Raw genomic sequence first — 24610 nt, forward strand, 5'->3', positions numbered from 1 at the left:
ATTTTTCCCTTAGAGTCTGAGTACTTTTAAAAGGTATAATTTTACCTAAAATAAGCTAACAAAAGCATAAAGCATAAATTTAACCGTTTTTAGATAAAATAACAGTTTATTAAATTTGAAATAAGGTTAAAAGATGATTACAGCTATTGCAAAGAAAATTTTTGGCACTAGAAACGATAAAGAGATTAAAAAATATTTCAAACGTGTCGCATTGATAAATGCTCTTGAGGGCAAATATTCAAATTTAAGCGATGATGAGTTGAAGAGTGAATTTAGTAAGCTAAAGGTCGATTTATTATCAAAAAAAGTGACAAAAGATGATATTTTAAATGATGTTTTTGCAATAGTCAGAGAAGTTTCAAAAAGAACTTTAAATATGCGCCATTTTGATGTCCAGCTTATAGGAGGAATGGTTTTAAATGACGGAAGAATAGCCGAAATGAAAACCGGCGAAGGAAAAACACTAGTTGCTACGCTTCCAGTCGTTTTAAACGCTATGGATGAAAAAGGTGTTCACGTCGTCACCGTAAATGACTATCTTGCAAAAAGAGATGCTACGCAAATGAGTGAAATTTATAACTTTTTGGGTCTTAGCGTAGGTGTAATTCTGAGTGGCGAGTATGATGATGAAAAAAGAAAAATCGCTTATAATAGCGATATAACTTATGGTACGAATAATGAATTTGGCTTTGACTATCTGCGTGATAATATGAAATTTGAAGTCGGTCAAAAAGTTCAAAGAGAGCATAATTTCGTTATCGTTGATGAAGTAGATAGTATATTGATAGATGAGGCTAGAACGCCTCTTATCATAAGTGGTCCTACAAATCGCACTCTTGATGGTTATATACAAGCAGATGTAGTTGCTAAACAGTTAGTAAGAGGCGAAGCTGCTGATCCAAGAGTTCCGAATTCTAAAGCTACTGGAGATTTTGTAGTAGATGAAAAAAACCGTACGATAATGATAACTGAAGCAGGTATAGCAAAAGCCGAGAAACTTTTTGGGGTGGATAATCTGTATAATTTAGAAAATGCTATTCTCAGTCATCACCTTGACCAAGCACTAAAAGCGCATAATTTATTTGAGAAAGATGTTCATTATGTTGTAAGAGATTCGCAAGTTATTATAGTCGATGAGTTTACCGGACGACTTAGTGAAGGCAGAAGATTTAGCGAGGGACTACATCAAGCGTTAGAAGCTAAAGAGGGCGTAAAAATTCAAGAAGAGAGCCAAACTTTAGCAGATATTACGTTTCAAAACTACTTCAGAATGTATTCTAGACTCTCTGGTATGACCGGTACTGCTCAGACTGAAGCTACTGAATTCTCTCAAATTTATAAGTTAGAAGTTATATCTATACCTACAAATGTTCCTATTAAAAGAGTAGATAGAGATGATCTTATCTATAAAACTGAAAATGAAAAATTTAAAGCCGTTATAGAAGAGATAAAAAGATCAAACATAAAAGGTCAGCCGGTTTTAGTCGGAACTGCAAGTATAGAAAAGAGTGAGATATTTCACAAAATGTTAGTTAAAGAGAAAATAGCACACTCTGTTTTGAATGCTAAAAACCATGAAAAAGAAGCTGAAATAATAGCTCAAGCCGGAGCAAAAGGCGCCGTAACTATAGCTACAAATATGGCTGGACGCGGTGTCGATATACGAATAGACGATGAAGTTAGAGAGCTTGGAGGACTTTATATTATAGGAACAGAACGCCACGAAAGCAGACGTATAGATAATCAGCTAAGAGGACGTGCCGGACGTCAAGGAGATCCGGGGCTTAGTAGATTTTATCTTAGTCTTGAAGATAGTCTTCTTAGGATATTCGGTAGTGATAAGATAAAAGCTATAATGGACAGGCTTGGTATAGAAGAGGGTGAAAGTATAGAGAGTAGACTTGTAACAAGAGCTGTTGAAAATGCTCAAAAGAAAGTTGAGAGTTTACATTTTGAGAGTAGAAAGCATATATTGGAGTATGATGATGTCGCAAATGAGCAAAGAAAAACAGTATATAAGTATAGAGATGAGCTTCTAAATCCAGATTATGACTTAAAAGATAAAATTATATCAAATAGACAGGATTTCGTAAAAACTCTGCTAGATGAGGTCAATATATTTGATGGCGGACTTGGAGATGAGTTTGATATATCAAGACTTTGCGAAGTTGTATATGGCGAGAGCGGAACTAAGATAGACGAAGATGAGATAAAAGGACTGGATTATCATAGTTTAGCAGATAAAGTAATAGATAAACTTGCAAAAGATTATGACGAGAAGATGTCGGTTATAGATGATGAACAAAGAAAAAATATAGAAAAAGTTCTGTATTTGCAAGTTTTAGACGGTGCTTGGAGAGAGCATTTGTATCAAATGGATATATTGAAAACTGGTATCGGGCTTCGTGGATATAATCAAAAAGATCCGCTTACCGAGTATAAAAAAGAGAGTTACAATCTATTCATGGAGCTTGTTAATAGACTTAAAAATGAGAGTATTAAGACACTTCAGATAGTTAGATTTAAAACAGAGGATGATGAAAATACGGATAGAGCTTTAGAAAAAATGCAAGACGAAGCAAATTTGCAAAATAAATTTGAAAAAAAACCTGCAAGAAATGAACCTTGCCCGTGTGGAAGCGGAAAAAAATATAAAGATTGTTGCGGAAAAAGCGGTCCAAAAAAAGGAGTTTTTGCCTAGTATGGTAAAATATCTACTATTAAAATATCTAAGATTTGATAAAACTCAGCCATTTATCACGCTTTCTGCTATTTTGGCGTTTTTAGGCGTAAGCATAGGTTTGATGGTGTTGATAGTCGCTATGGCTATAATGAATGGGTTCGATAAAGAGTTTGAAAGAAAGCTTTTTACTATGAACTATCCTATAACGATTTTAAGTCATCTTAAAGGATCGATTTCAAACTTAGACGTAGATGAATTAAGGCAAAAGTTTCCGAATTTAAAACTAAGTCCATATATAAGCACTCAAACTATATTGAAAAACGGTTCTCAACTTGAGGGTGGACTTGTATTTGGAGTGGATTTCAATGATGAAAAAGAGATAAACTCAGTTATAAAAGACGCTATAAAAGATAGTATTCCTACTGGATTTGAGATAGTTATCGGCAAAGGCATAAAAAATGAATTTATGCTAGGAGAAAATGAAAAAATTACTCTTATATTTATGCAAAACAGCCCCACTGGACTAGCTATAGTTCCTACTATGAAGCGATTTAACGCTGTAGCAGACTTTAGTTCAGGACTTATCGCTTACGATAAAGCGTATAGTTACACAGATGTTAATGCTTTGAGAAAAGTTCTTGGGTATGATGATGATAAATTTGATGGCATTCATATATACTCTCAAAATCCAAAACAAGATATCATAAAGTTGAACGATATCTTGCCGCCGGGTCAAAAAGCAGTTGGCTGGTGGGAGCAAAACGGTAATTTTTTTAGTGCTTTGGCACTTGAAAAAAGGGCACTTTTTATAGTTTTAATGCTTATTATCTTAGTTGCTAGTTTAAATATCATAAGTTCTCTTTTAATGACTGTTATGAACCGCCGACAAGAAATAGCTCTTTTGCTTGCTCTTGGTGCTAGTAAAAATGAGATTAAAAAAAGTTTTTTTACTCAAGGATTATGTATAGGCGGAAGCGGGATCTTGTTTGGGCTTGCTCTAGGACTTTTTGGCGTATGGCTACTCGGGAGTTTTGATATAATAAATTTACCAGCAGATGTTTACGGAAGTAGCAAACTACCTATGGAGCTATCTTTGAGCGATTTATCAATGATAATTATAGGTGCTATTTTTATAGTCGCATTTTCATCGTATTATCCTGCGAAAAAAGCAAGCAACGTAGATATATTAACAACTCTTAGGAATGAGTAGAGCTATTTGCAATCGGCTTTTTTTGCAGGTTGCTCAACATACGCAAAACCGGTTATCGGCGTGACTTTTATAAATATGCAATCATTATTAGTATGAGTGAGTTTTATCGTACATATTTTTGTAATAAGATCTTGAGAATGTCTAGTATTGCTTGTAACATTTCCTTTGTATGGGCGTCCTAATTCATCAAAAGTTATTCTAGTAGGAGATCCTTGTTTTGAGCATCCGTCTTGCAGTTTAACATTTATTATATTATATGTATCTTCTAAATTTAACTCTTTACTAGCTTCTGGGCTATTAGAATCAATGGCACCAGAGTATCCTGATGACATATACTTTGATGGGTTTAAAGGGTTTTTTGCCAGCTCTGTTTTATTTGGAAATCCAGCAGAATCGCCTATTATATCGTTAAATATATTATATGTTTGCTTATTTTTTGTTTCAATGGTTTTGGTAAAAAAAATTTGCCATCTACCTTTATACCAGTTTGTATCTTTTGTATCAAATTTATCATCTATTATAGCTAAATGTTGGGTGTATCGAATGTGGCTTACTATCTGATCTGCTGCTAAACGAAGATCATTTCTGTTTAATTTAGGAATCGTAAAAGACGCCATTATACCGACTATGACTAATACTATAATAATTTCTATTAGTGTAAATGCTTTTTTCATAGTAGTAGTATAGCATAATTATATTATTTTACAGAGATAAAATTTGTCGATTTGTTTGCCGAGTTTTTTTATTTTTATAACGGTTTGGTCACAGTTATCATTTTTACTCCTAGTTAAAATATACTCTTTACCTTTTAATACGCCATAGAATTTCAATCTTACGGCTAAATTTTGATCCGTTTTTACATAGCTTATACCAAGTTCATTAAGCTTTTGAGCGAGTTCTTTTGCAACGTCGTATTTATAGGCAAAATGGTCTTTCGGATCTTTTAAAAATACATATAAAAAGTTATGAAATATAGTAGCAGACGAGTTCAAAAATAGAGTTGTCAATACTATAATTGTAATAAATTTGTATTTTATTCTAAATTTAGGGAGTCTAGCTCTATATGAGCTAAAAAACGTACGTACCATGACAGGCATAAAAATCACGCAAAAAGGTAGAAACATTTCAAGGCTAGGGCGTTGTCTTATAGATATTATAGAGCAGATTCCAAAAGCGGTTATAGCAACAAACCAAAGAAAAGTTTTTTCCTCTTTTATGGCGATTCTGTATACCGTATATATAAAATATATAAAAATTAATGGCGAAAATACCGCCGCAAATACGCCTATCGTGTCTATAAAATACCCTTTTGGTTTTCCATAAGCGTCGATACCGTTTAACCAAAACCATGCTAAACAAAATATTAGCCCGAAAATAGCTAATTTTTTATCTCGTTTGAATATTCCAAAAAATATTATAGCTATATATAAACTTATAAAAGGTTCGCTTATTATAAGTGATACTAAAAGCGTAAAAATAAAAGATTTAAACATTTTATTTTGTTCGAAATATATAATAAGCAAAGTTATAAATATCACAAATCCGGCTTCATTTATCAGTATAGCACTTGCCAATACTCCTGGTAAAAACATATATAAAATAGCCGAAATAAGTCTATCAGATTTTCTTTTTAATATAGGCTTTGAAACTTTATATATCAAAAATATATTTAAAAAATGTAAGATCAAAAAAGGAAGTCTTAAAGCATAGTCATTGCGTCCAAACAACATAGTAGAAGCATTTGTAACTATGGTTAAGAAGTTTGTTTTTTGGAAATAAATAATTGCTTCGTTGTAGCTTATGCTTAAATTTGAAACACTATAAATGAGTAGTAAAATATTAAATATAATAGCGCTAAATAGCAAAAATAACTCATTTTTAAAAATACTAATACTTTTCATGTCGCAAAGCAAATACAAACATTAACGATACGGCGCTAATAACACTGATAAGGCTTAAAAAAGCTCCCCATCCATACGCTATATATAAAAAACTAGGCATAAAACTTCCAAGAGCGCCACCTGCGTAATAAAAGCTTACGTACAAACCGTTTGAGATACCTTTGTGCGAATCTGCTAATTTATTTATAAATCCGCTTGCTATGGAATGAATGATAAAATTTCCAAGACAAAAAACCAACATTGCACAAAACATTACTAAAAAGCTTTCAAATCTAAATATCTGAAGTGCAGCTAAAAATATGATTATACCGATTATCATCGCATTTAAAGGCGTTTTTAATATAGCGATTATTTTTTTAGAATTAAATGCTACTAATACGCCTATGATGTATCCAAAATACATCATACCTGTTTTACTGCCGCTATATTCATTGCCTAAATTTGCAAGCTCAAACGGTATAAAATTTAGTATAGCTTGAAATGAGAAAAATATACCAAATATCATAAGATAAATATATAAATTGTGTTTGATTTTTAAAATATGAGCTATATCTTTGAGTTTTGGCTTTATAAGGCTAGCGCTTATGTTACTACTAAATTTAAAAACCAAAAAAGCAGCCATTAAAAGCAATATTCCAACCAATAAGAAGAAGATTCTCCACCCAAAAATATCGGTAAATAATCCACTTAAAAATCTACCTAAAAATCCGCCTATTATAGTGACTCCGACATATGCTCCTATGGCGCTTGTAACATTTTCTTTGGTAGAAATTTGAGATATGTAGCTCATGATTCCTGTTAAAACCACAGGTACTATAAGTCCTTGAAATCCGCGAATATTTAAAAGCCAAAAATATGAGCTTGTAAAACTAAATGTTATCTCACTTCCCCCAAGTAGCAAAAATGCGACTACAAGCAGTTTTTTTATCTCGATTTTTTCTAGTAAATATCCATAAAATATACTAGCAAATGCTAGTGGCGCCATCATAGAAGTTGTAAATAAAGTAGCTTGTGTTCTTGTAATGCTCAGTTCTTTTTCAAATACCGGACCTATAGGCTGAGTTGCGTACAACACGCAAAGCGTAAGTCCTGTGCAAAAGTACATAATTAACAGTTCTACTTTATTCATAGTTTAATCCAGCTTTATATCCCAGAAAAACTCTACCCAATCATGCGCCTCTTTTACGCTGTATTCAGGTAGCAAAAGAGCTTTGGTTTTGTAGTAGATAGTTGCTACTTTTATCTCTAAATTCGGATATTTTTTTAAAAGTTCTTTTTTTATAGCGATCATACTTTCACCGCTGTCTATTATATCATCCGCTATCAGAATTTTCTTAAATTTGCTAAGGTCCGGAATATTAAAAATATTTATAGTATCAAGCTTTTTTGTATCTTCATAATGAACCGAGTTCAAGCTAAAACAATTTCTATTGTTTAATGCAACGCTAAGAGAATGAGCAAGAGTTAAACCGCCTCTAGCTATACCTAAAATTGCGTCCGGATCAAATTCGTTTTTTATATTTTTTGCCATTATTTTTATATCTTTTGCAAATGATTCATAGTCATAAAATATCATTTAATCTCCTTAATTTATACCGATAAGCTCGCCAAAAAACGATGGAGCAGACGTAACTAGAAATGCTAAAAAACTTATAAGCGTTAATGTGATAATGCCTAAGTTTATATCTTCCCATTTTCTTAGAACTAGTTTAACTGTAAAATATGAGATAAAACCTATACTAAGTCCAACGGTTATAGAGTAGGTAAGAGGCATTAAAATAACAGTTAGAAACGTTGATACGCATATAGCCGGATCATTATAATTCACTTTTCCTAGTTCACTAAACATAAGAACTCCAACCATAACAAGTATCGGATAAATAGCGTTTGATGGTATAGAACCAAATAAAGGTAACAAAAATAGAGTTAATACAAATAGCATTCCAGTAAAAACTGCACTAAGCCCTGTTCTTCCGCCGGCTTCTACGCCGCTAGCACTTTCTGCAAAAGCAGTTATCGTACTAGTTCCTACTATGGAGCCAACTACGCTAGATATCGCGTCGCTTTCTAAATTTTTAGCAAGTTTTTTAGTTCCTTCCTCATCGTGGTCGTTAAATAAATTTGCTCTATTGCAAACTCCTGTTAAAGTTCCTATCGAATCAAAAAGGTGAGTGATAAAAAATGTAATGATAGCAGGAAGTAAAGAGAGTTTAAGAGCGCTTAATATATCAAGTTCGCCAAATATAGGAGATAAAGAAGCCGGAGCTGAAAATATCTCATTTGGAGCTTGATAAACTCCAAATATCCATGCTATCATCGATGTGGCAACAACGGCTAGTATAAATCCGGCTTTTAGTTTTAAAGCCCAAAAAGCAACTATCAAAACAAGACCTAATATACCTATAAAAACTTTTGGATCAGATACGTTTCCTATTGCGACTAAAGTAGCAGGACTAGCTACTATAATACCCATCTGTTTAAGTCCGACGAAGCAGATGAAAGCACCTATTCCGGCACTTATGGCTCGTCTTAAATCTATAGGAATATTTTTTATAATCCAAATTCGAAAATTAGTAAAGCTCAAAATGACAAATATAATCGCACTTATACACACAACGCCAAGCGCGGTTTGCCAAGGTATTTTCATACCTATAACAAGCCCGTAAGTAAAATATGCGTTTAATCCCATTCCTACGCTTAGCGCAACTGGAGTATTTGCCCAAAATCCATTAAATATAGAAGATATTATCGTTATAACCGCAGTAGCCGTAAGAAGCGCTTCTTTTGGCATACCGGCGTCGCTCATAATTAGCATATTTACCGGCACTATATACATCATTGCTAAAAATGTTGTAAGTCCGGCGTTAAATTCCTGTTTTACTGAAGTGTTACTCTCTTTAAGCTTGAAATAATCCACTTCGCCTCCTTAGTTGTAAATTTGTAATTCGTTGTATAAACTATCTCTTTGTACAGGGATAAATCCGCTTGTTTGCACAAGCTCTATAAATTCATTTTTACTTTTTCCGTGTTTGCTTTTTGCTCCGGCGCTACTTTGGATACTCTCATTTTCTATAGTTCCATCTAGATCATCTGCGCCAAACTCTTGAGCTACCATTGCTAAATTTAAAGTAGAAGTTGCCCAATAGGCTTTGATATGTTTAATGTTATCAAGAAGTATTCTGCTTATAGCTATAGTTTTTAAAATTTCAGCCGAACCTAAAAATTCATCTACTTTTAAGTAGTTATTATTTCTTTGATAAACAAGCGGGATAAAAGCGTTAAATCCGCCCGAATTAGCGTTTTTGATGGCTTTATCTTGCAGATCCCGTATTCGTAATATATGATCAATTCTATGAGCGCGGCTTTCTATATGACCAAATAACATTGTAGCATTGCTTTGACGACCTTTTTTGTGCCATAAAGAGTGGATTAAAAGCCAGTTTTTACTGCTTACTTTGCCTTTGCATATTTGTTCTCTGATATCTTCATCAAATATCTCTGCTCCGCCTCCTGGCATAGAATCTACTCCGTATTCTATCATTTTGTCTATAGTCTCTTCATAACTAAGACCATGTTTTCGTTTTAGATAGTCTATCTCAGCTGCGGTCATAGCTTTGATATGCAAAAACGGATATTTCTGTTTTATCATTTTAAATATTTCTAGATACCACTGCGGCGTTACAAAAGGATTGTGAGACGATACGATATGTATCTCTTTTACGCCGTTTTTTACAGATTCGTCTACTGCTTTCATTATCTCTTCGTGAGTCATTGTATAGGCGTTATCATTTTTTCTATGAGCTGAAAATGCACAGAATTTGCATGTATCTGCGCATAAATTTGTAGGATTTATATGCCTGTTTATGTTAAAATAAACTTTGTTAGAGTTGAGTTTCCGTCTTATTTGATTTGCATATTTTCCAAGAGTAAAAAGATCTAAATCATATAACATTAAACCTTCGTCGAATCCCAACCTCTTTTTGTTTTGAAGTTTATCTAGTAGATTCATATATGTTTATTTTACCTTTTTTTAAATTTAAGAGACAATTATATGCTAATAGGGCTTAAAAAAGCTTTTTTTTTGGAAATTTTTGATAAAATTTTGGCAAAGGAATAAAATGGGTAGAGTAAGCAGCATTAAATTTTTAAAATCCAAAGACGAAGATAGCGTACTTGCTAGCTGTAAAGACGGAGTTTTAAAGTGCAAAAAAGCCCTTAAAAAGCAGTTTATAAAATTAGGTGGTAGAAGCTTTGGTGCTTATCAAAGCAAAGAGATAGATAAATTTTTTAAATGCGCTTTTGAGGCTACTAAGATCAGCTATTTTGGTGAATTTGCTCCCGATGATGAGCAGCTTCCTATATCTGTTATAGCGCTTGGAAGTTACGCTTTAAGTGAAATGAGCGTTAGAAGTGATATCGATTTTTTTATATCTTATAAAAACGTAGCTGGCTACAATGTAAAAGATATAGTAAAAAGTTATATTAAATTTCTTAAAGATATAAATTTAGATATTAATCCGGTATATTATGAGATAGACGAGCTTTTTGATGCTATAAAAGACGATTTAGAACTTAAAACTATGTTTTATCAAGTGCGTTATGTATGTGCATCAAAGCAGCTTTATAAGATGACTAAAGATAAAATTTTTGAGTTAAAAGAGTATAAAAAAGATGATTTTATTAAATTTCATTTAAGTAAACTTACTCCATTTGACGAGATTAAATTATTAAGCCAAAAACCAGATATTAAAAACGGCTATGGTGGATTTTATGACTTTAAAAGAGTTTTTTGGCTTTTAAATTCTGTTGATGAAAATAGTCCAAAGTCGCACGCGCTTAAATTTATAAGTGAAAAAGAGATCAGCGAGTTAAATTTAAGCGTTGATTTTATCAGTTCGCTAAGATCGGCTTTGCAAATAAGTGGCGGAGATGATGAGCTTAAAAGCGAGTATCTGTCTGAAGTAAGCAGTGTTATGCAGACTAAAGAAAAAAAGATGCTTAGCGCCGAAGTTTTGCTTATGGTAAAGACTTTATCGTCTATGCATACTATATATATTTACTCAAGATATCTTGCTAAAACTGTTTTTAGAAGATTCTTTGATAGCGGTTTAAATTTTACTCAAAAAAGAGTTTTAAGACTTGAAAACGGATTTTATAATATAAATGATACTATTTACGCTCCGATTCATAAAAAACCAAAAGATATATTAAATTTAGTGAGAGATCTTTTGATGCTTCCGGATATTGATTTGAAATTTGATATAGGAGCGATTTTTTACTTAAAACGTACAATTATCCAAAAAGAGTCCATTGAAAAATCCTTGGTAGAATTCAAAAAATTACTTTATAGAGATAGAAGTTTTGGTATATTAAAAGCACTTTTAGATAGTGAGCTTCTGTTTTTACTTTTAAAACCTATGGAACATACAAGGCACCTAGCTCAGCTTGACGGGTATCATAAATATAGCGTGGATGAGTATAGTTTACTTGCCTTGTATCATCTTGAAAATATCAAAGATAGTTTTATAAAAAGCCTTCATAGCGATCTTTGTGCAGATGGAAAAATCTTGATGAAACTAGTGGCTTTGATGCATGATGCTGGAAAAGGATTAGTAGGAGATCATTCAAATATAGGAGCAAATATATTTAGAGCTTATGCAAACAAGATAGGGCTGCCGCAAAAAGCTATAAATATGGGAGTAAATTTAATAAAAAACCACACTATTATGAATAATATCGCAAATAGAGAAGATATCTATAACCAGCAAGTTATCTTAAATTTTATCTCTCATATAGGAGAAAAACAAGCTCTTAAGCTGCTTTATATACTTACTTATTGCATAAGTAATGCTACAAATGATGGATTTTACAACTCGTATAATGCAAAGCTCCTTAGAGAGCTTTATGAAATAGCGTTAAAAAGTTTTGATAATAGCGATGAGAATTTACTTGATGAAGCTGCTAGAAGAGTTAAAAAAGAGAATCTTATAAAAAAACAAAAAGAGTTTTTGGAACTATCTAAAGACGAGCAAAATATAATTCTTTCTATATCTTCGAATTTACTTTTTATCAAATACCCGCCAAGCGAGATAATACGTATATTTTTATGGGCTCAAAACTGCTCTAATATATCAGTTGATATAGAAAATAGAGATAATTTCTGTGTTAAAATCATTGCCAAAAGAGGTTGGAATACAACTATGGTTTTAAATAAATTAGCTCATCTCGATCTTGCTTATATGGAGATTTTCGAGCTTTTTGATAGCAAATTTTTTATAAAACTAGAATATAATCAAAAAGCCGGCGATAGCGAAATGAAAAATATGGAAACTCTCATTATAGGTGCTTTATGTGACAAACAAAAAGCACTTACGAAAAAGCCGCTCATTTTAGAAAATGAGGTAAATTTTGATCTAAATCATTCAAAAATTTATGCTAAAATGAATATAAATGCAAAAGACCAAAGAGGGCTTATGGCGTATATTTTAGGCGTGTTTGAACTTTTTGATATAAAGGTGGCTAATGCCAGAATTCAAACTATAAAAAATAGAACTAGAAATCTATTTTTGATACAAAAAAATGAAAATTTAGAAACAAAGTATAGTAGTATTATAAATTTAATAACTACCAAAAATTAAAAGGAAATTTATGTGTGGAATAGTAGGTTACATAGGTGATAAAGAGAAAAAAAGTATTATTATAAACGGCTTAAAAGAGCTTGAGTATAGAGGTTATGATAGCGCAGGAATGGCTATAATGAGCGGAAATTGCTGCAGTGATATAAACTATTTTAAATCAGTTGGAAAATTAGAAAATTTGGTAAGTAAAATGGAAAGTTTTACGAGTAAAGAATTTGGCGTGGCAATAGGTCACACTAGATGGGCGACTCACGGCAAACCTACAGAGATAAACGCTCATCCGCATATTGGCGAGTATAGTTTTGTCATACACAATGGTATAATCGAAAATTATAAAGAGCTAAAAGACGAGTTAGAAACTTTAGGTATTAAATTTATAAGCCAAACAGATACAGAAGTCATCGTTCATCTTTTTGAATACTACAACAAAACTGCTCAAACTCCGTTTGATGCATATAAAAAGACTATTTCAAGACTAAGAGGAGCTTACGCGACTCTTCTTATCACAAAAGCAGCTTACGGAGAGATATTCTTTGCTAAAAATGCAGCACCTCTTATCATAGCAAAAGACGGGGATGAAATATATTTTTCAAGTTCGGATGCTCCTCTTATCGGTCTTGCAAAAGATGCTATGTATCTTGAGGATGGCAGTTTTGGCGTAGCAAAATTAGGTGAGATAAAGCTTTTTGATAAAGAAGCAAACGAGTTAAACTTAAGCTTTGCACCGCTTCCAAAAGACAAAGGGTATGCCAGAAAAGACGGTTTTAGATTTTTTATGGAAAAAGAAATTTACGAGCAAAGTCAAGTCATCACCGAATGTTTGATGGGAAGAGTGGGTGATGATGATATAAATCTTGATATCGATAACTCTATTTTCGATGGTATAGACGAGATAGTATTGTGCGCATGCGGTACTAGTTATCACGCCGCGCTAAGCGCGAGTTATCTATTTGAAAGAGTAGCAAAGATAAGAGCTAAGGTTGAGGTCGCAAGTGAATTTAGATATAAAGAGCCGCTTTTGCGAAAGAGTTCTTTATTTATAGTAATATCTCAAAGCGGAGAAACGGCAGATAGTTTAGAAGCCCTTAAAATTGCTAAAAATGCAGGACTTAAAACTATGGCTATTTGTAATGTGGATAATTCAAGCATAGTTAGACTTGCTAGTGAAGTTATATTGACTCGTGCAGGTATAGAAAAAGGAGTAGCTAGCACTAAAGCGTTTGCTACCCAAGTCATCTGCTTGTGGATGCTGGTTTTAAAACTAGCAAAATTAAGACAAAGTATAGATACAATCAATCTTCAAAATGAGATAAAAGCGCTTAGAAATATACCTAGTGTTGTGCATTTCGATAGTAGTTTGCAAGAGAGAATTTATCGATTAGCAAAACACTATTTGCATGGCCATGGATTTTTCTTTATTGGTAGAGATATATTTTATCCTCTTGCTCTTGAAGGGGCTTTAAAACTAAAAGAGATAAGCTATCTTCACGCGGAGGGTTATCCAGCAGGAGAGATGAAACACGGTCCTATCGCTCTAGCAGATACTGGACTCTATACTATCGCTTTGCTTCCAAAAACTTTGCTTTATGAAAAGACTAAATCAAACGTCGAAGAACTAGCCGCAAGAGACGCTTTTATAACAGCTATCAGTCCTGAAGCTTTTGAACTTAGCGACGATTTTATTCAAACAAATTTATACGATCATCCTATGAGCGAGTTTTTTGAGATGATGATAGTTTTACAGCTTTTTGCGCTTGAAATTTCAGTACGTTTAGGAAACGACGTTGATATGCCAAGAAACCTTGCAAAAAGCGTTACTGTCGAGTAATTGTTTTAAAAAGCAAGCTGAGTAAATTTAAACTATAAGTTAGTTTTTAAATTTAACTAGATATTAAACTTTAAAGCATTATAATTTTGCCTTTTAAAGGTGTCAGTTGGACACGTTACAAATTTACAAGGCTTATAATGCTTAATCTTCTTAACTCTTTTAAACAAAAATACATTGTAAATTTTTGGGGTGTCGGCAAGGCTATGATAGCACTTGCTATTTTGAGTGCCGTTTATTTCGGCATTTTCGGTGGTGTTTGGGCGGTTACTGGTGAGATGACACGCTGGGGCGGCGAGTTTTTAGAGCTTTTTGGTATGGATTTATCAAGTTATTCATACTATAAAATGCAAAATTTAAATGGCACTCCGCTTACTCGTTTTGAGGGCATTATGCTTATCGGAATGTTTTTAGGTGCCTCAATTGCTGCTTTTATGGCAAATAAAGTTAAATTTAGACTTCCAGTAAGCGGTATTCGTGTATTTCAAGCCATAGTTGGTGGTTTACTTTCTGGATTTGGCGCAAGACTTGCTTTTGGATGCAATCTAGCTAATTTTTTCACAGGACTTCCGTACTTCTCGCTTCATACTTGGTTATTTGCCGTGTTTATGGTGATAGGAATTTATTGCGCAGTGCAAGTGGGAAAATTTAAAATTTTTCGTCCGAAAGTCGTGCTGGAGAGATGTGGAGTAAATGGCAAAGGAATAGAACATGACAAAAATAGGGCGAATAGACATTTTGCTTATGGCGTTACTATACTTGTGTTTTCTATTATTTGGTTAGTTTATCTTTTTATAAACGTACCGAGCTTCGATCTTAAAGTAAAAGCCAGTATTTCGCCGCTTGCCTTGATATTTGGCATCGCTTTTGGTTTTATCATCTCAAAAGGGCAGGTCTGCTTTACTTCTTGTTTTAGAGATCTGTTTTTGTTCGGTCGCGATACGGCCGCAAAAGGTGCATTTTTTGGTATGATAATAGCAACTTTGATCGTTTTCGTGCTTATGCTAAATGGCTATAACTCTAAAATTATAAGTTTTAGTCCGGCGGTGGCTATAGGAGCGTTTTTGTTTGGTTTTGGTATCGTTTTTGCAGGAGGCTGCGAGTGCGGCTGGACTTATAGAGCTACTGAGGGGCAAATGCATTTTATGATAGTAGGTATCTCAAATTTTGTAGGAACTGCTATCTTGGCGCTTAATTACGACCGTTTTCCAGACTGGTTTAAAGACGGCCCGAAAATAAATTTACTAGATGCTTTCGGCTCTCTTGGAGGTTTGGCCTTAAATTTAAGTCTATTTGTGGTAGCACTCTTGCTGGTCGTCTTTTATAAAAAACGCTTTTTTGCAAAAGGAGGATACTAATGAAAAATTATGAGATAACTTATACTCTTGATATACAAGGCGAGGCTTGTCCTATGCCGGCTGTTGCTACGCTTGAAGTGTTACCGACTATGAAAAGAGGTGAGGTTTTAGAAGTGCTTTGCGACTGTCCGCAGGCGATAAATTCTATCCCTGTTGATGCGAAAAATCGCGGTTTTGAAGTTTTATCAGTAGAGCAAGACGGTCCGACTCTTAGATTTATCATAAGAAAACCGTAGATCGATATGAGCAAATTTGGGCTAGTCTTAGCTCAAATTTTTAAATCTAGTAGTGCGGTTTTTGTTTTTAAATTCGCGGTAAGATATTTGTATAAGTATAACGCTGCTTTGTTTTTAACAATTTTATCGCTTTATGCCGGTTTATTTATTATTTTTTGCATATTTACAATCTGAACTTAGTTTATTTCTCTCATTATATCTAGCCTTTTTAGATAAGGTTCTATCTTTTTTACATTCAAATTTTCCGTTGAAGATATGTATCTTATAGAGTTTTTATCTCCGAATTCGCTAACTCCTCCAAGTCTACGTATCATTTGATTTATCGTGCCGTTTACGCCGTCTATTATGCCGGTTTTGTTTGGTAAAATAGCTCTAAAACTATCTTTAAAATAGTTAAAATGAGTACATCCAAGTACAAGTAAACTGATGTTTGATAGATCGAATTTAGATATCTCATCTTTCAAGTATTTCAAAACCTCTAGACTGTCAAATTCCATATTTTGCGCAAATTCTACAAGTTTTGGTAAGGCTAAGAGATGCGTTTTGCTTTCTAAATTTACTTTATGGATTAAATCCGATAATTTATTTCCGCTTATGGTAGCAGGCGTGGCAACTACAAGTATGTCGCCACCAGCATTTACTCCTAATTTCACGGCAGGCTCCATTCCTATTATAGGCACTGAAAAACTGCTTCTAAGCTCAGTTATAGCAGCACTAGTCGCTGTATTACACGCTATGACTATCATATCTACGCTCAAATTAGTCAAGAATTGAACACAGTTCAAACAAAGGCGGATTATCTCGTCTTTACTTTTTGTGCCATACGGTGCATTTTTGTTGTCGGCAAAATATATAAACTCCACGCCTCTAAAGCGCTTCAAAGCTTCATTTAAAAGACTAAGGCCGCCGATGCCCGAGTCAAAAATCGCTATTTTCATCATCTATCCAAATATCTCAAATTTTTCAAACAATTCTTCGTCGCGTTCTAAAAGGCCTTTTTTGATGAGGTTTTCTATGACTTCTTTTGAACAGTTTGTCTCTTTTGGCCAGCCGCGAGTGTAGCCATCGAGCTCAAATTTGCTAGTAGCGTCTATGCAAACAAGCTCGTTGCGTACAAAAATATCGCGCTTTGCATCGATATTGTTTGTTATCCTCCAAACAAGCATGTATAGATTTTCAAGCCTTGAGCTAACATCTACGAAAATCAGTATTTTAAAGTGCTCATCAAAAGGTTTAAGCTCATCAAAAACCTGTTTTACGAGTCTATCTTTGTCAAATTTAACAAAACAAATAGGACTTTTCGTGTCTAAAAAATACTGCTTTAGCTCTAAGATATTTTGATTTACGCTTTTAAATTTATATAGAAGTTTGTCGTCACTTATTAAATTTGGTGCGCTTGATGAGTTATCGACACTTGCGTCAATTCCTAGCTTTCCTCCAAAACAAGCATTTGGACTAGCATGGTCAAGCTGGTCGCAAACACCGCTAGTTATCAACATGCTTTGCGGCGAAAAACGGTTTAAAATATATTTTGTAAGATTTGCGTAGTCATCAAGATGAGGTGCACTTGATGGTACAAAAACGGCGTGTTTTACAAAACTCATCTGCCCGACTCCCCAAAATGCGTGCATAAGCTGCGTAGCGTGAGCAGGATAAAGTGCGTTAAATTTAGCTAAAATTAGATTGTGAAATACCCCGTTTTCAGGCATTTTATAATCAACCAGCTCAGGAGCCGTAGTTTTTAAAAGCGGTAAAAATATCCGCTCAGTCGCATATCCCATAAATTTATCTTCAAGCGGCGGTTTTCCGACGACTGTTGCGTGGAAAATAGGATTTTTTTTATGAGTTATTTTCGTAACTTCCATAACGGGGAACGGCTCCACCGGTGTGTAAAATCCTGTATGATCTCCGAATTTTCCTTCGTTTTTTAGTCTATTTGTATCTACAAATCCTTCTATGACGTAGTCTGAGTCGTGCGGGATAAAAATGTCGTTTGTGAGAGATTTAACTAGTTTTGCCGGAGTTTTTCTGATGAACCCATAAAGCATAAGCTCAAAAATATTTTTTGGAAGCGGGGCTTGACCACACCAAATGTAGAGCGGATCGCCCCCGATTGCTACACTGACCGGCATTTTAAGACCTGCTTTTTTGTATTCATGAAAAAAATGAGCGGCGTCTTTGTGAATTTGCCAGTGCATTCCAAGCTCGTTTTTGCTATGTACTTGCAGGCGGTACATACCTAAATTTTGCGTGTTTGAGTTTAGATCTTTTGTATAAACTTGCCCCATCGTGATAAACGCTCCGCCGTCTTCTTCCCAAGTTTTGAGTATCGGCAGATCATATAAATTCGGTTCTTTAAATTCGCACTCTTGGGAGATGCCTTTAGTTTTTAAATGTTTTGGAAATACTGATTTTAGGCTTAAAAGATAGGTAAAAAACTCTATTTTTTCTTTAAGCGTAGAAGGTTTTGTCGGTTTTAGCAGCTTTTCTATCTCATTTGCTATTTCGTTACTATCTTTTCCGAATATTAAATTTAAAGCTTTAAAACTTCCAAAAATATTTGTTAAAACAGGATCAAATTTTTTTCCGTTTTTATCGATAGGATTTGTGAAAAGTAGAGCTTTTGAATTATCTTTTTTGACTTCTATATAGCTTAGATGAGCTATCTCAATATCTATATCGCAAGGTTTATCTATTATTTTTAAAAGACCATTTTTATCCAATAAATCAATGTATTTTTGCATATATCCTAACCTGAAATTTTAAATTATATTAGCAAAAAATAGATTTGTATTAGTTTAAAAATGGTCTTGTTCATCTATTTATTTGGTCTTTATACCAATCCATTTATTAAAGTCTTTCATTTTTAACTCCTTTTTATGCTTGATATTGTTTTATTTTACTTTAATTATACTTATATTATTCTTAATAATGAAATCTATTATCAATAAAATTTTATATAATTAACTTACTTACCCCCCCCCACTTTTTTCATCTCTCTCAAATTTACTCATAATTTTAAGCCTCCTTTAAGCACTACTCTTGTATAATTCCAACTCACGAAACGGGAAAGACCTTTTAACTCTTCTAGTTAGAAATCCTTTTTATTTTCGATGTTTTTTAAATTTATAAATGTTAAACTATTTTTATAGTCAATCTTTGAAATCTAAACAAGTGATCGATTGAGCCAGAACTAATTTTAAAGTTAGTTCTATATTAGTATAGAGTAATTATATTATCTTTATACTTATTAATATATAAAAACATTAAAAAGTTTTTTAGATTAAAAACTTCATAATCATTAATTATCTAAAGATCTGTTTTAGCTCTAAGCTAAAACATTAAATTTAGATTGCTTTTGCAATCTTTGTCTTTAGTATTACTTCTTAAGTTTAGCTTGCTAAACTGCTAGAGAAGATTTTTTTATGGAGAGTTTGATCCTGGCTCAGAGTGAACGCTGGCGGCGTGCCTAATACATGCAAGTCGAACGGAGTATTAAGAGAGCTTGCTCTTTTAATACTTAGTGGCGCACGGGTGAGTAATGTATAGTTAATCTGCCCTACACTGGAGGACAACAGTTAGAAATGACTGCTAATACTCCATACTCCTTCTTAACATAAGTTAAGTCGGGAAAGTTTTTCGGTGTAGGATGAGACTATATTGTATCAGCTAGTTGGTAAGGTAATGGCTTACCAAGGCTTTGACGCATAACTGGTCTGAGAGGATGATCAGTCACACTGGAACTGAGACACGGTCCAGACTCCTACGGGAGGCAGCAGTAGGGAATATTGCTCAATGGGGGAAACCCTGAAGCAGCAACGCCGCGTGGAGGATGACACTTTTCGGAGCGTAAACTCCTTTTGTTAGGGAAGAACCATGACGGTACCTAACGAATAAGCACCGGCTAACTCCGTGCCAGCAGCCGCGGTAATACGGAGGGTGCAAGCGTTACTCGGAATCACTGGGCGTAAAGGACGCGTAGGCGGATTATCAAGTCTTTTGTGAAATCTAACAGCTTAACTGTTAAACTGCTTGAGAAACTGATAATCTAGAGTGAGGGAGAGGCAGATGGAATTGGTGGTGTAGGGGTAAAATCCGTAGAGATCACCAGGAATACCCATTGCGAAGGCGATCTGCTGGAACTCAACTGACGCTAATGCGTGAAAGCGTGGGGAGCAAACAGGATTAGATACCCTGGTAGTCCACGCTCTAAACGATGTATACTAGTTGTTGCTGTGCTAGTCACGGCAGTAATGCACCTAACGGATTAAGTATACCGCCTGGGGAGTACGGTCGCAAGATTAAAACTCAAAGGAATAGACGGGGACCCGCACAAGCGGTGGAGCATGTGGTTTAATTCGAAGATACGCGAAGAACCTTACCTGGGCTTGATATCCAACTAATCTCTTAGAGATAAGAGAGTGCTAGCTTGCTAGAAAGTTGAGACAGGTGCTGCACGGCTGTCGTCAGCTCGTGTCGTGAGATGTTGGGTTAAGTCCCGCAACGAGCGCAACCCACGTATTTAGTTGCTAACAGTTCGGCTGAGCACTCTAAATAGACTGCCTTCGCAAGGAGGAGGAAGGTGTGGACGACGTCAAGTCATCATGGCCCTTATGCCCAGGGCGACACACGTGCTACAATGGCATATACAATGAGATGCAATATCGCGAGATGGAGCAAATCTATAAAATATGTCCCAGTTCGGATTGGAGTCTGCAACTCGACTCCATGAAGCCGGAATCGCTAGTAATCGTAGATCAGCCATGCTACGGTGAATACGTTCCCGGGTCTTGTACTCACCGCCCGTCACACCATGGGAGTTGATTTCACTCGAAGTCGGAATGCTAAACTAGCTACCGCCCACAGTGGAATCAGCGACTGGGGTGAAGTCGTAACAAGGTAACCGTAGGAGAACCTGCGGTTGGATCACCTCCTTTCTAGAGTACAATACTAGTAAGTCTCACAGCTACTAGTAAAAGAAAGATACGATAGCTCAATCACACTTGTTTAGGTTTGAGGGATTGACAAGTTTTACATTTTTATTCTATTATTAGGGCCTATAGCTCAGCTGGTTAGAGTGCACCCCTGATAAGGGTGAGGTCACAAGTTCAAGTCTTGTTAGGCCCACCAGGTAAAATTTAATTTAAGAATTAAAAATTTAGTTCTTAAATTAGACTTTAGTCTAAACGTTATTTAAAATATCATTGTTAAAAGTCACAATCAAGTTTTAATAAAATAAAACAATTTTACAGGACTTGTTGAAGCTTTAAATATAGACTAATTTTAGCAAGTAATTAATCACCAAATCTGTTATCCCAATAACTACAATAGATTAATTATTAAATTTAACATCACAAGCTATTGAGCTTTTAAAACTTACTTAATAGTAGTTAATGCTTTCCGTCTTATAAATCTATATTTAAATATTGTAAAACAAACATAATATTTAAGCTTTTAAATTTAATAATTTATTATCTTATATATCTGTTTTATCTTTAACAAGGAAGTGATGCAAATTAGAATAATAATCTAAACAAAAATATAAAAACTTCTCAATTCCGAAATACCAAATTTAGTATTTAAGTTTGTCTTTAAGGCAAATGAACACAATATTTTATTGTGTTGTATTTTAGGCGGTTGGGGGAGTGCTTGCACTTCCCATCGGAACAAGAGCTTTGCTCTTGCGAGAAGACTAAAAAAGGTAAGCTACTAAGAGCAAATGGTGGATGCCTTGGCTAGTAGAGGCGATGAAAGACGTGCCAGGCTGCGATAAGTCTCGGGGAGCCGTCAAGGGGCTTTGATCCGGGAATTTCTGAATGGGGCAACCCAGTATATAGTGATATATACTACCGCAATGCGGAGCTAACGTTGGGAATTGAAACATCTTAGTACCAACAGGAAAAGAAATCAAAAGAGATTACGCTAGTAGCGGCGAGCGAACGCGTAAGAGGGCAAACCGTTAGTTTACTAACGGGGTTGTAGGACTGCAACATAGACTTAAACAAACTAATAGAATAACCTGGAAAGGTTGACCATAGAGGGTGATAGTCCCGTATATGAAAGTGCGTTTATACTTAGCAGTATCCTGAGTAGGGCGGGACACGTGAAATCCTGTCTGAAGCTGGGGAGACCACTCTCCAACCCTAAATACTACTACTAGACCGATAGTGCACAAGTACCGTGAGGGAAAGGTGAAAAGAACTGAGGTGATCAGAGTGAAATAGAACCTGAAACCATTTGCTTACAATCATTCAGAGCACGATTCTTTATGACGTGTGATGGACTGCCTTTTGCATAATGAGCCTGCGAGTTGTGGTGTCTGGCGAGGTTAAGGAAACCCGGAGCCGTAGCGAAAGCGAGTCTTAATAGGGCGTATAGTCAGATGCTGCAGACCCGAAACGATGTGATCTATCCATGAGCAGGTTGAAACTGGTGTAAGAGCCAGCGGAGGACCGAACAGACGGCCGTTGAAAAGGCTCCTGATGACTTGTGGATAGGGGTGAAAGGCCAATCAAACATCGTGATAGCTGGTTCTCTCCGAAATATATTTAGGTATAGCGTTGTGTCGTAATTATAAGGGGTAGAGCACTGAATGGGCTAGGGCATATACCAATGTACCAAACCCTATCAAACTCCGAATACTTATAACGTAATCACAGCAGTCAGGCGGCGAGTGATAAAATCCGTCGTCAAGAGGGGAACAACCCAGACTAACAGCTAAGGTCCCTAAATCTCATTTAAGTGGAAAACGATGTGGAGTTACTGAAACAACCAGGAGGTTGGCTTAGAAGCAGCCATCCTTTAAAGAAAGCGTAATAGCTCACTGGTCTAGTGATTCTGCGCGGAAAATATAACGGGGCTAAAATGAGTACCGAAGCTTTAGACTTGCACTTAATTCTAATTATAAATTTGGCTATGAGCTTTTAAGTTATATTTCTCATAATTTAATTGCACTCATATAAATTAAATTATGAGAAAATAGTTTAGCTAAAATAATTAGAAGTAATTAGAATTAAGTGCAAGTGGTAGGAGAGCGTTCTATTCAGCGTTGAAGGTATACCGGTAAGGAGTGCTGGAGCGGATAGAAGTGAGCATGCAGGCATGAGTAGCGATAATTGATGTGAGAATCATCAACGCCGAAAACCCAAGGTTTCCTACGCGATGCTCGTCATCGTAGGGTTAGTCGGGTCCTAAGCAAAGTCCGAAAGGGGTATGCGATGGAAAATTGGTTAATATTCCAATACCAATTATTATGTGCGATGGAAGGACGCTTAAAGTTAGTGGAGCTAGCGGATGGAAGTGCTAGTCTAAGGGTGTAGGTTGAGTTATAGGCAAATCCGTAACTCTTTATCCGAGACCTAAAAGGCTCATGACGCTCTTCGGAGTAGATTGAGAATCCATGATACTATCGAGCCAAGAAAAGTTTCTAAGTTTAGTAATAATTGCCCGTACCGTAAACCGACACAGGTGGGTGGGATGAGTATTCTAAGGCGCGTGGAAGAACTCTCTTTAAGGAACTCTGCAAAATAGCACCGTATCTTCGGTATAAGGTGTGCCTAACTTTGTATTAAGATTCACTCCCAAAGCAAAGAAGGTTACAACAAAGAGTCCCTCCCGACTGTTTACCATAAACACAGCACTCTGCTAACACGTAAGTGGATGTATAGGGTGTGACGCCTGCCCGGTGCTCGAAGGTTAATTGATGATGTTAGCTATGCGAAGCATTTGATCGAAGCCCGAGTAAACGGCGGCCGTAACTATAACGGTCCTAAGGTAGCGAAATTCCTTGTCGGTTAAATACCGACCTGCATGAATGGCGTAACGAGATGGGAGCTGTCTCAAAGAGGGATCCAGTGAAATTGTAGTGGAGGTGAAAATTCCTCCTACCCGCGGCAAGACGGAAAGACCCCGTGGACCTTTACTACAGCTTGACACTGCTATTTGGATAAAGATGCGCAGGATAGGTGGGAGGCTTTGATCCATAGACCCTGGTTTATGGTGAGCCATTGTTGAGATACCACTCTTCTTTATTCGAGTAGCTAACTAGCCTAAGTTATCCTTAGGTAGGACAATGTCTGGTGGGTAGTTTGACTGGGGCGGTCGCCTCCCAAAATGTAACGGAGGCTTACAAAGGTTGGCTCAGAACGGTTGGAAATCGTTCGTAGAGTATAAAGGCATAAGCCAGCTTAACTGCAAGACATACACGTCAAGCAGAGACGAAAGTCGGTCTTAGTGATCCGGTGGTTCTGTGTGGAAGGGCCATCGCTCAAAGGATAAAAGGTACCCCGGGGATAACAGGCTGATCTCCCCCAAGAGCTCACATCGACGGGGAGGTTTGGCACCTCGATGTCGGCTCATCGCATCCTGGGGCTGGAGCAGGTCCCAAGGGTATGGCTGTTCGCCATTTAAAGCGGTACGCGAGCTGGGTTCAGAACGTCGTGAGACAGTTCGGTCCCTATCTGCCGTGGGCGTAAGAAGATTGAGGAGAGTTGACCCTAGTACGAGAGGACCGGGTCGAACTAGCCACTGGTGTACCAGTTGTTCTGCCAAGAGCATCGCTGGGTAGCTAAGCTAGGATGAGATAAGAGCTGAAAGCATCTAAGCTCGAAGCCAACTCCAAGATGAATCTTCTTTTAAGAGCTCTAGTAGACTACTAGTTTGATAGGCTGGGTGTGTAATGGATGAAAGTCCTTTAGCTGACCAGTACTAATAGCTCGTTTGCTTATCTTTATATAAGCATCACTTCCTTGTTAAGGATA

Annotated in this window: 14 protein-coding genes, 1 tRNA gene and 2 rRNA genes; 9 read left to right on the forward strand and 8 right to left on the reverse strand. The window is 35.7% G+C overall.

Features of this window, described 5'->3' with window-relative positions; genetic code table 11:
* Positions 1 to 133 precede the first annotated feature (133 nt).
* Together secA and DQN38_RS02880 are read left to right on the forward strand one after the other, a co-directional pair.
* Positions 134 to 2701: a preprotein translocase subunit SecA gene (secA, locus tag DQN38_RS02875; protein ID WP_002848972.1), complete on the forward strand. Its 2568-nt coding sequence runs from the start codon at positions 134 to 136 to the stop codon at positions 2699 to 2701.
* A 1-nt stretch (position 2702) separates the two neighbouring features.
* Entirely contained in the window at positions 2703 to 3893 is a 1191-nt protein-coding gene (locus DQN38_RS02880) for an ABC transporter permease (RefSeq protein WP_029662474.1), read from the forward strand.
* Positions 3894 to 3895: 2 nt separating this feature from the next.
* On the opposite strand, the gene DQN38_RS02885 is transcribed toward DQN38_RS02880, so the two are convergent.
* The 6 genes from DQN38_RS02885 to mqnE are packed head-to-tail and all read right to left on the reverse strand — an operon-like array spanning position 3896 to position 9803.
* Positions 3896 to 4567 carry a prepilin-type N-terminal cleavage/methylation domain-containing protein gene (locus tag DQN38_RS02885; protein ID WP_002848975.1) on the reverse strand — a complete coding sequence of 224 codons (672 nt, stop codon included), beginning with the start codon at positions 4565 to 4567 and terminating at the stop codon, positions 3896 to 3898.
* An 18-nt stretch (positions 4568 to 4585) separates the two neighbouring features.
* Complete coding sequence (locus DQN38_RS02890; RefSeq protein WP_065844064.1) at positions 4586 to 5794, reverse strand: ArnT family glycosyltransferase; 1209 nt, start codon at positions 5792 to 5794, stop codon at positions 4586 to 4588.
* Positions 5781 to 6923 carry an MFS transporter gene (locus DQN38_RS02895; RefSeq protein WP_065844065.1) on the reverse strand — a complete coding sequence of 381 codons (1143 nt, stop codon included), beginning with the start codon at positions 6921 to 6923 and terminating at the stop codon, positions 5781 to 5783. The genes DQN38_RS02890 and DQN38_RS02895 overlap by 14 nt, the downstream gene beginning before the upstream one ends.
* Positions 6924 to 6926: 3 nt before the next feature.
* Positions 6927 to 7370: a phosphoribosyltransferase gene (locus DQN38_RS02900; RefSeq protein WP_002848983.1), complete on the reverse strand. Its 444-nt coding sequence runs from the start codon at positions 7368 to 7370 to the stop codon at positions 6927 to 6929.
* Positions 7371 to 7379: 9 nt separating this feature from the next.
* Positions 7380 to 8711, reverse strand: a complete 1332-nt coding sequence (locus tag DQN38_RS02905; RefSeq protein ID WP_002848985.1) for an NCS2 family permease — start codon at positions 8709 to 8711, stop codon at positions 7380 to 7382.
* 9 nt (positions 8712 to 8720) lie between these two features.
* Positions 8721 to 9803, reverse strand: coding sequence for an aminofutalosine synthase MqnE (mqnE, locus tag DQN38_RS02910; protein WP_002848987.1), 1083 nt, complete (start codon positions 9801 to 9803; stop codon positions 8721 to 8723).
* A gap of 109 nt (positions 9804 to 9912) precedes the next feature.
* Between mqnE and DQN38_RS02915 the strand changes: the two genes are divergently transcribed.
* The 4 genes from DQN38_RS02915 (at position 9913) to yedF (ending at position 15851) form a co-directional block, all read left to right on the forward strand.
* A complete protein-coding gene (locus tag DQN38_RS02915; RefSeq protein ID WP_081303775.1) occupies positions 9913 to 12432 on the forward strand; it encodes a [protein-PII] uridylyltransferase family protein in 2520 nt (839 codons plus the stop codon).
* 10 nt (positions 12433 to 12442) lie between these two features.
* Positions 12443 to 14260: a glutamine--fructose-6-phosphate transaminase (isomerizing) gene (gene glmS, locus DQN38_RS02920; protein ID WP_002848996.1), complete on the forward strand. Its 1818-nt coding sequence runs from the start codon at positions 12443 to 12445 to the stop codon at positions 14258 to 14260.
* A gap of 137 nt (positions 14261 to 14397) precedes the next feature.
* On the forward strand, positions 14398 to 15615 hold the full coding sequence (yedE, locus tag DQN38_RS02925) for a selenium metabolism membrane protein YedE/FdhT (RefSeq protein ID WP_065844189.1): 1218 nt from the start codon (positions 14398 to 14400) through the stop codon (positions 15613 to 15615).
* On the forward strand, positions 15615 to 15851 hold the full coding sequence (yedF, locus tag DQN38_RS02930) for a sulfurtransferase-like selenium metabolism protein YedF (protein WP_002848999.1): 237 nt from the start codon (positions 15615 to 15617) through the stop codon (positions 15849 to 15851). The genes yedE and yedF overlap by 1 nt, the downstream gene beginning before the upstream one ends.
* Positions 15852 to 16027: 176 nt before the next feature.
* On the opposite strand, the gene murI is transcribed toward yedF, so the two are convergent.
* Together murI and DQN38_RS02940 are read right to left on the reverse strand one after the other, a co-directional pair.
* Positions 16028 to 16789, reverse strand: coding sequence for a glutamate racemase (gene murI, locus DQN38_RS02935; RefSeq protein ID WP_002849001.1), 762 nt, complete (start codon positions 16787 to 16789; stop codon positions 16028 to 16030).
* A gap of 3 nt (positions 16790 to 16792) precedes the next feature.
* Positions 16793 to 18595, reverse strand: coding sequence for a menaquinone biosynthesis decarboxylase (locus DQN38_RS02940; protein WP_065844242.1), 1803 nt, complete (start codon positions 18593 to 18595; stop codon positions 16793 to 16795).
* 678 nt (positions 18596 to 19273) lie between these two features.
* Here DQN38_RS02940 and DQN38_RS02945 point away from each other — a divergent pair.
* The 3 genes from DQN38_RS02945 (at position 19274) to DQN38_RS02955 (ending at position 24581) form a co-directional block, all read left to right on the forward strand.
* A 16S ribosomal RNA gene (locus DQN38_RS02945) occupies positions 19274 to 20788 on the forward strand.
* 116 nt (positions 20789 to 20904) lie between these two features.
* Positions 20905 to 20981 (forward strand) — tRNA-Ile (locus DQN38_RS02950).
* A 569-nt stretch (positions 20982 to 21550) separates the two neighbouring features.
* Positions 21551 to 24581, forward strand: a 23S ribosomal RNA gene (locus tag DQN38_RS02955).
* Together the 16S and 23S rRNA genes with 1 tRNA gene alongside form the textbook arrangement of a ribosomal RNA operon.
* The last annotated feature ends 29 nt before the right edge of the window (positions 24582 to 24610 follow it).

The organism is Campylobacter fetus subsp. fetus, assembly GCF_900475935.1.
Taxonomy (GTDB): domain Bacteria; phylum Campylobacterota; class Campylobacteria; order Campylobacterales; family Campylobacteraceae; genus Campylobacter; species Campylobacter fetus.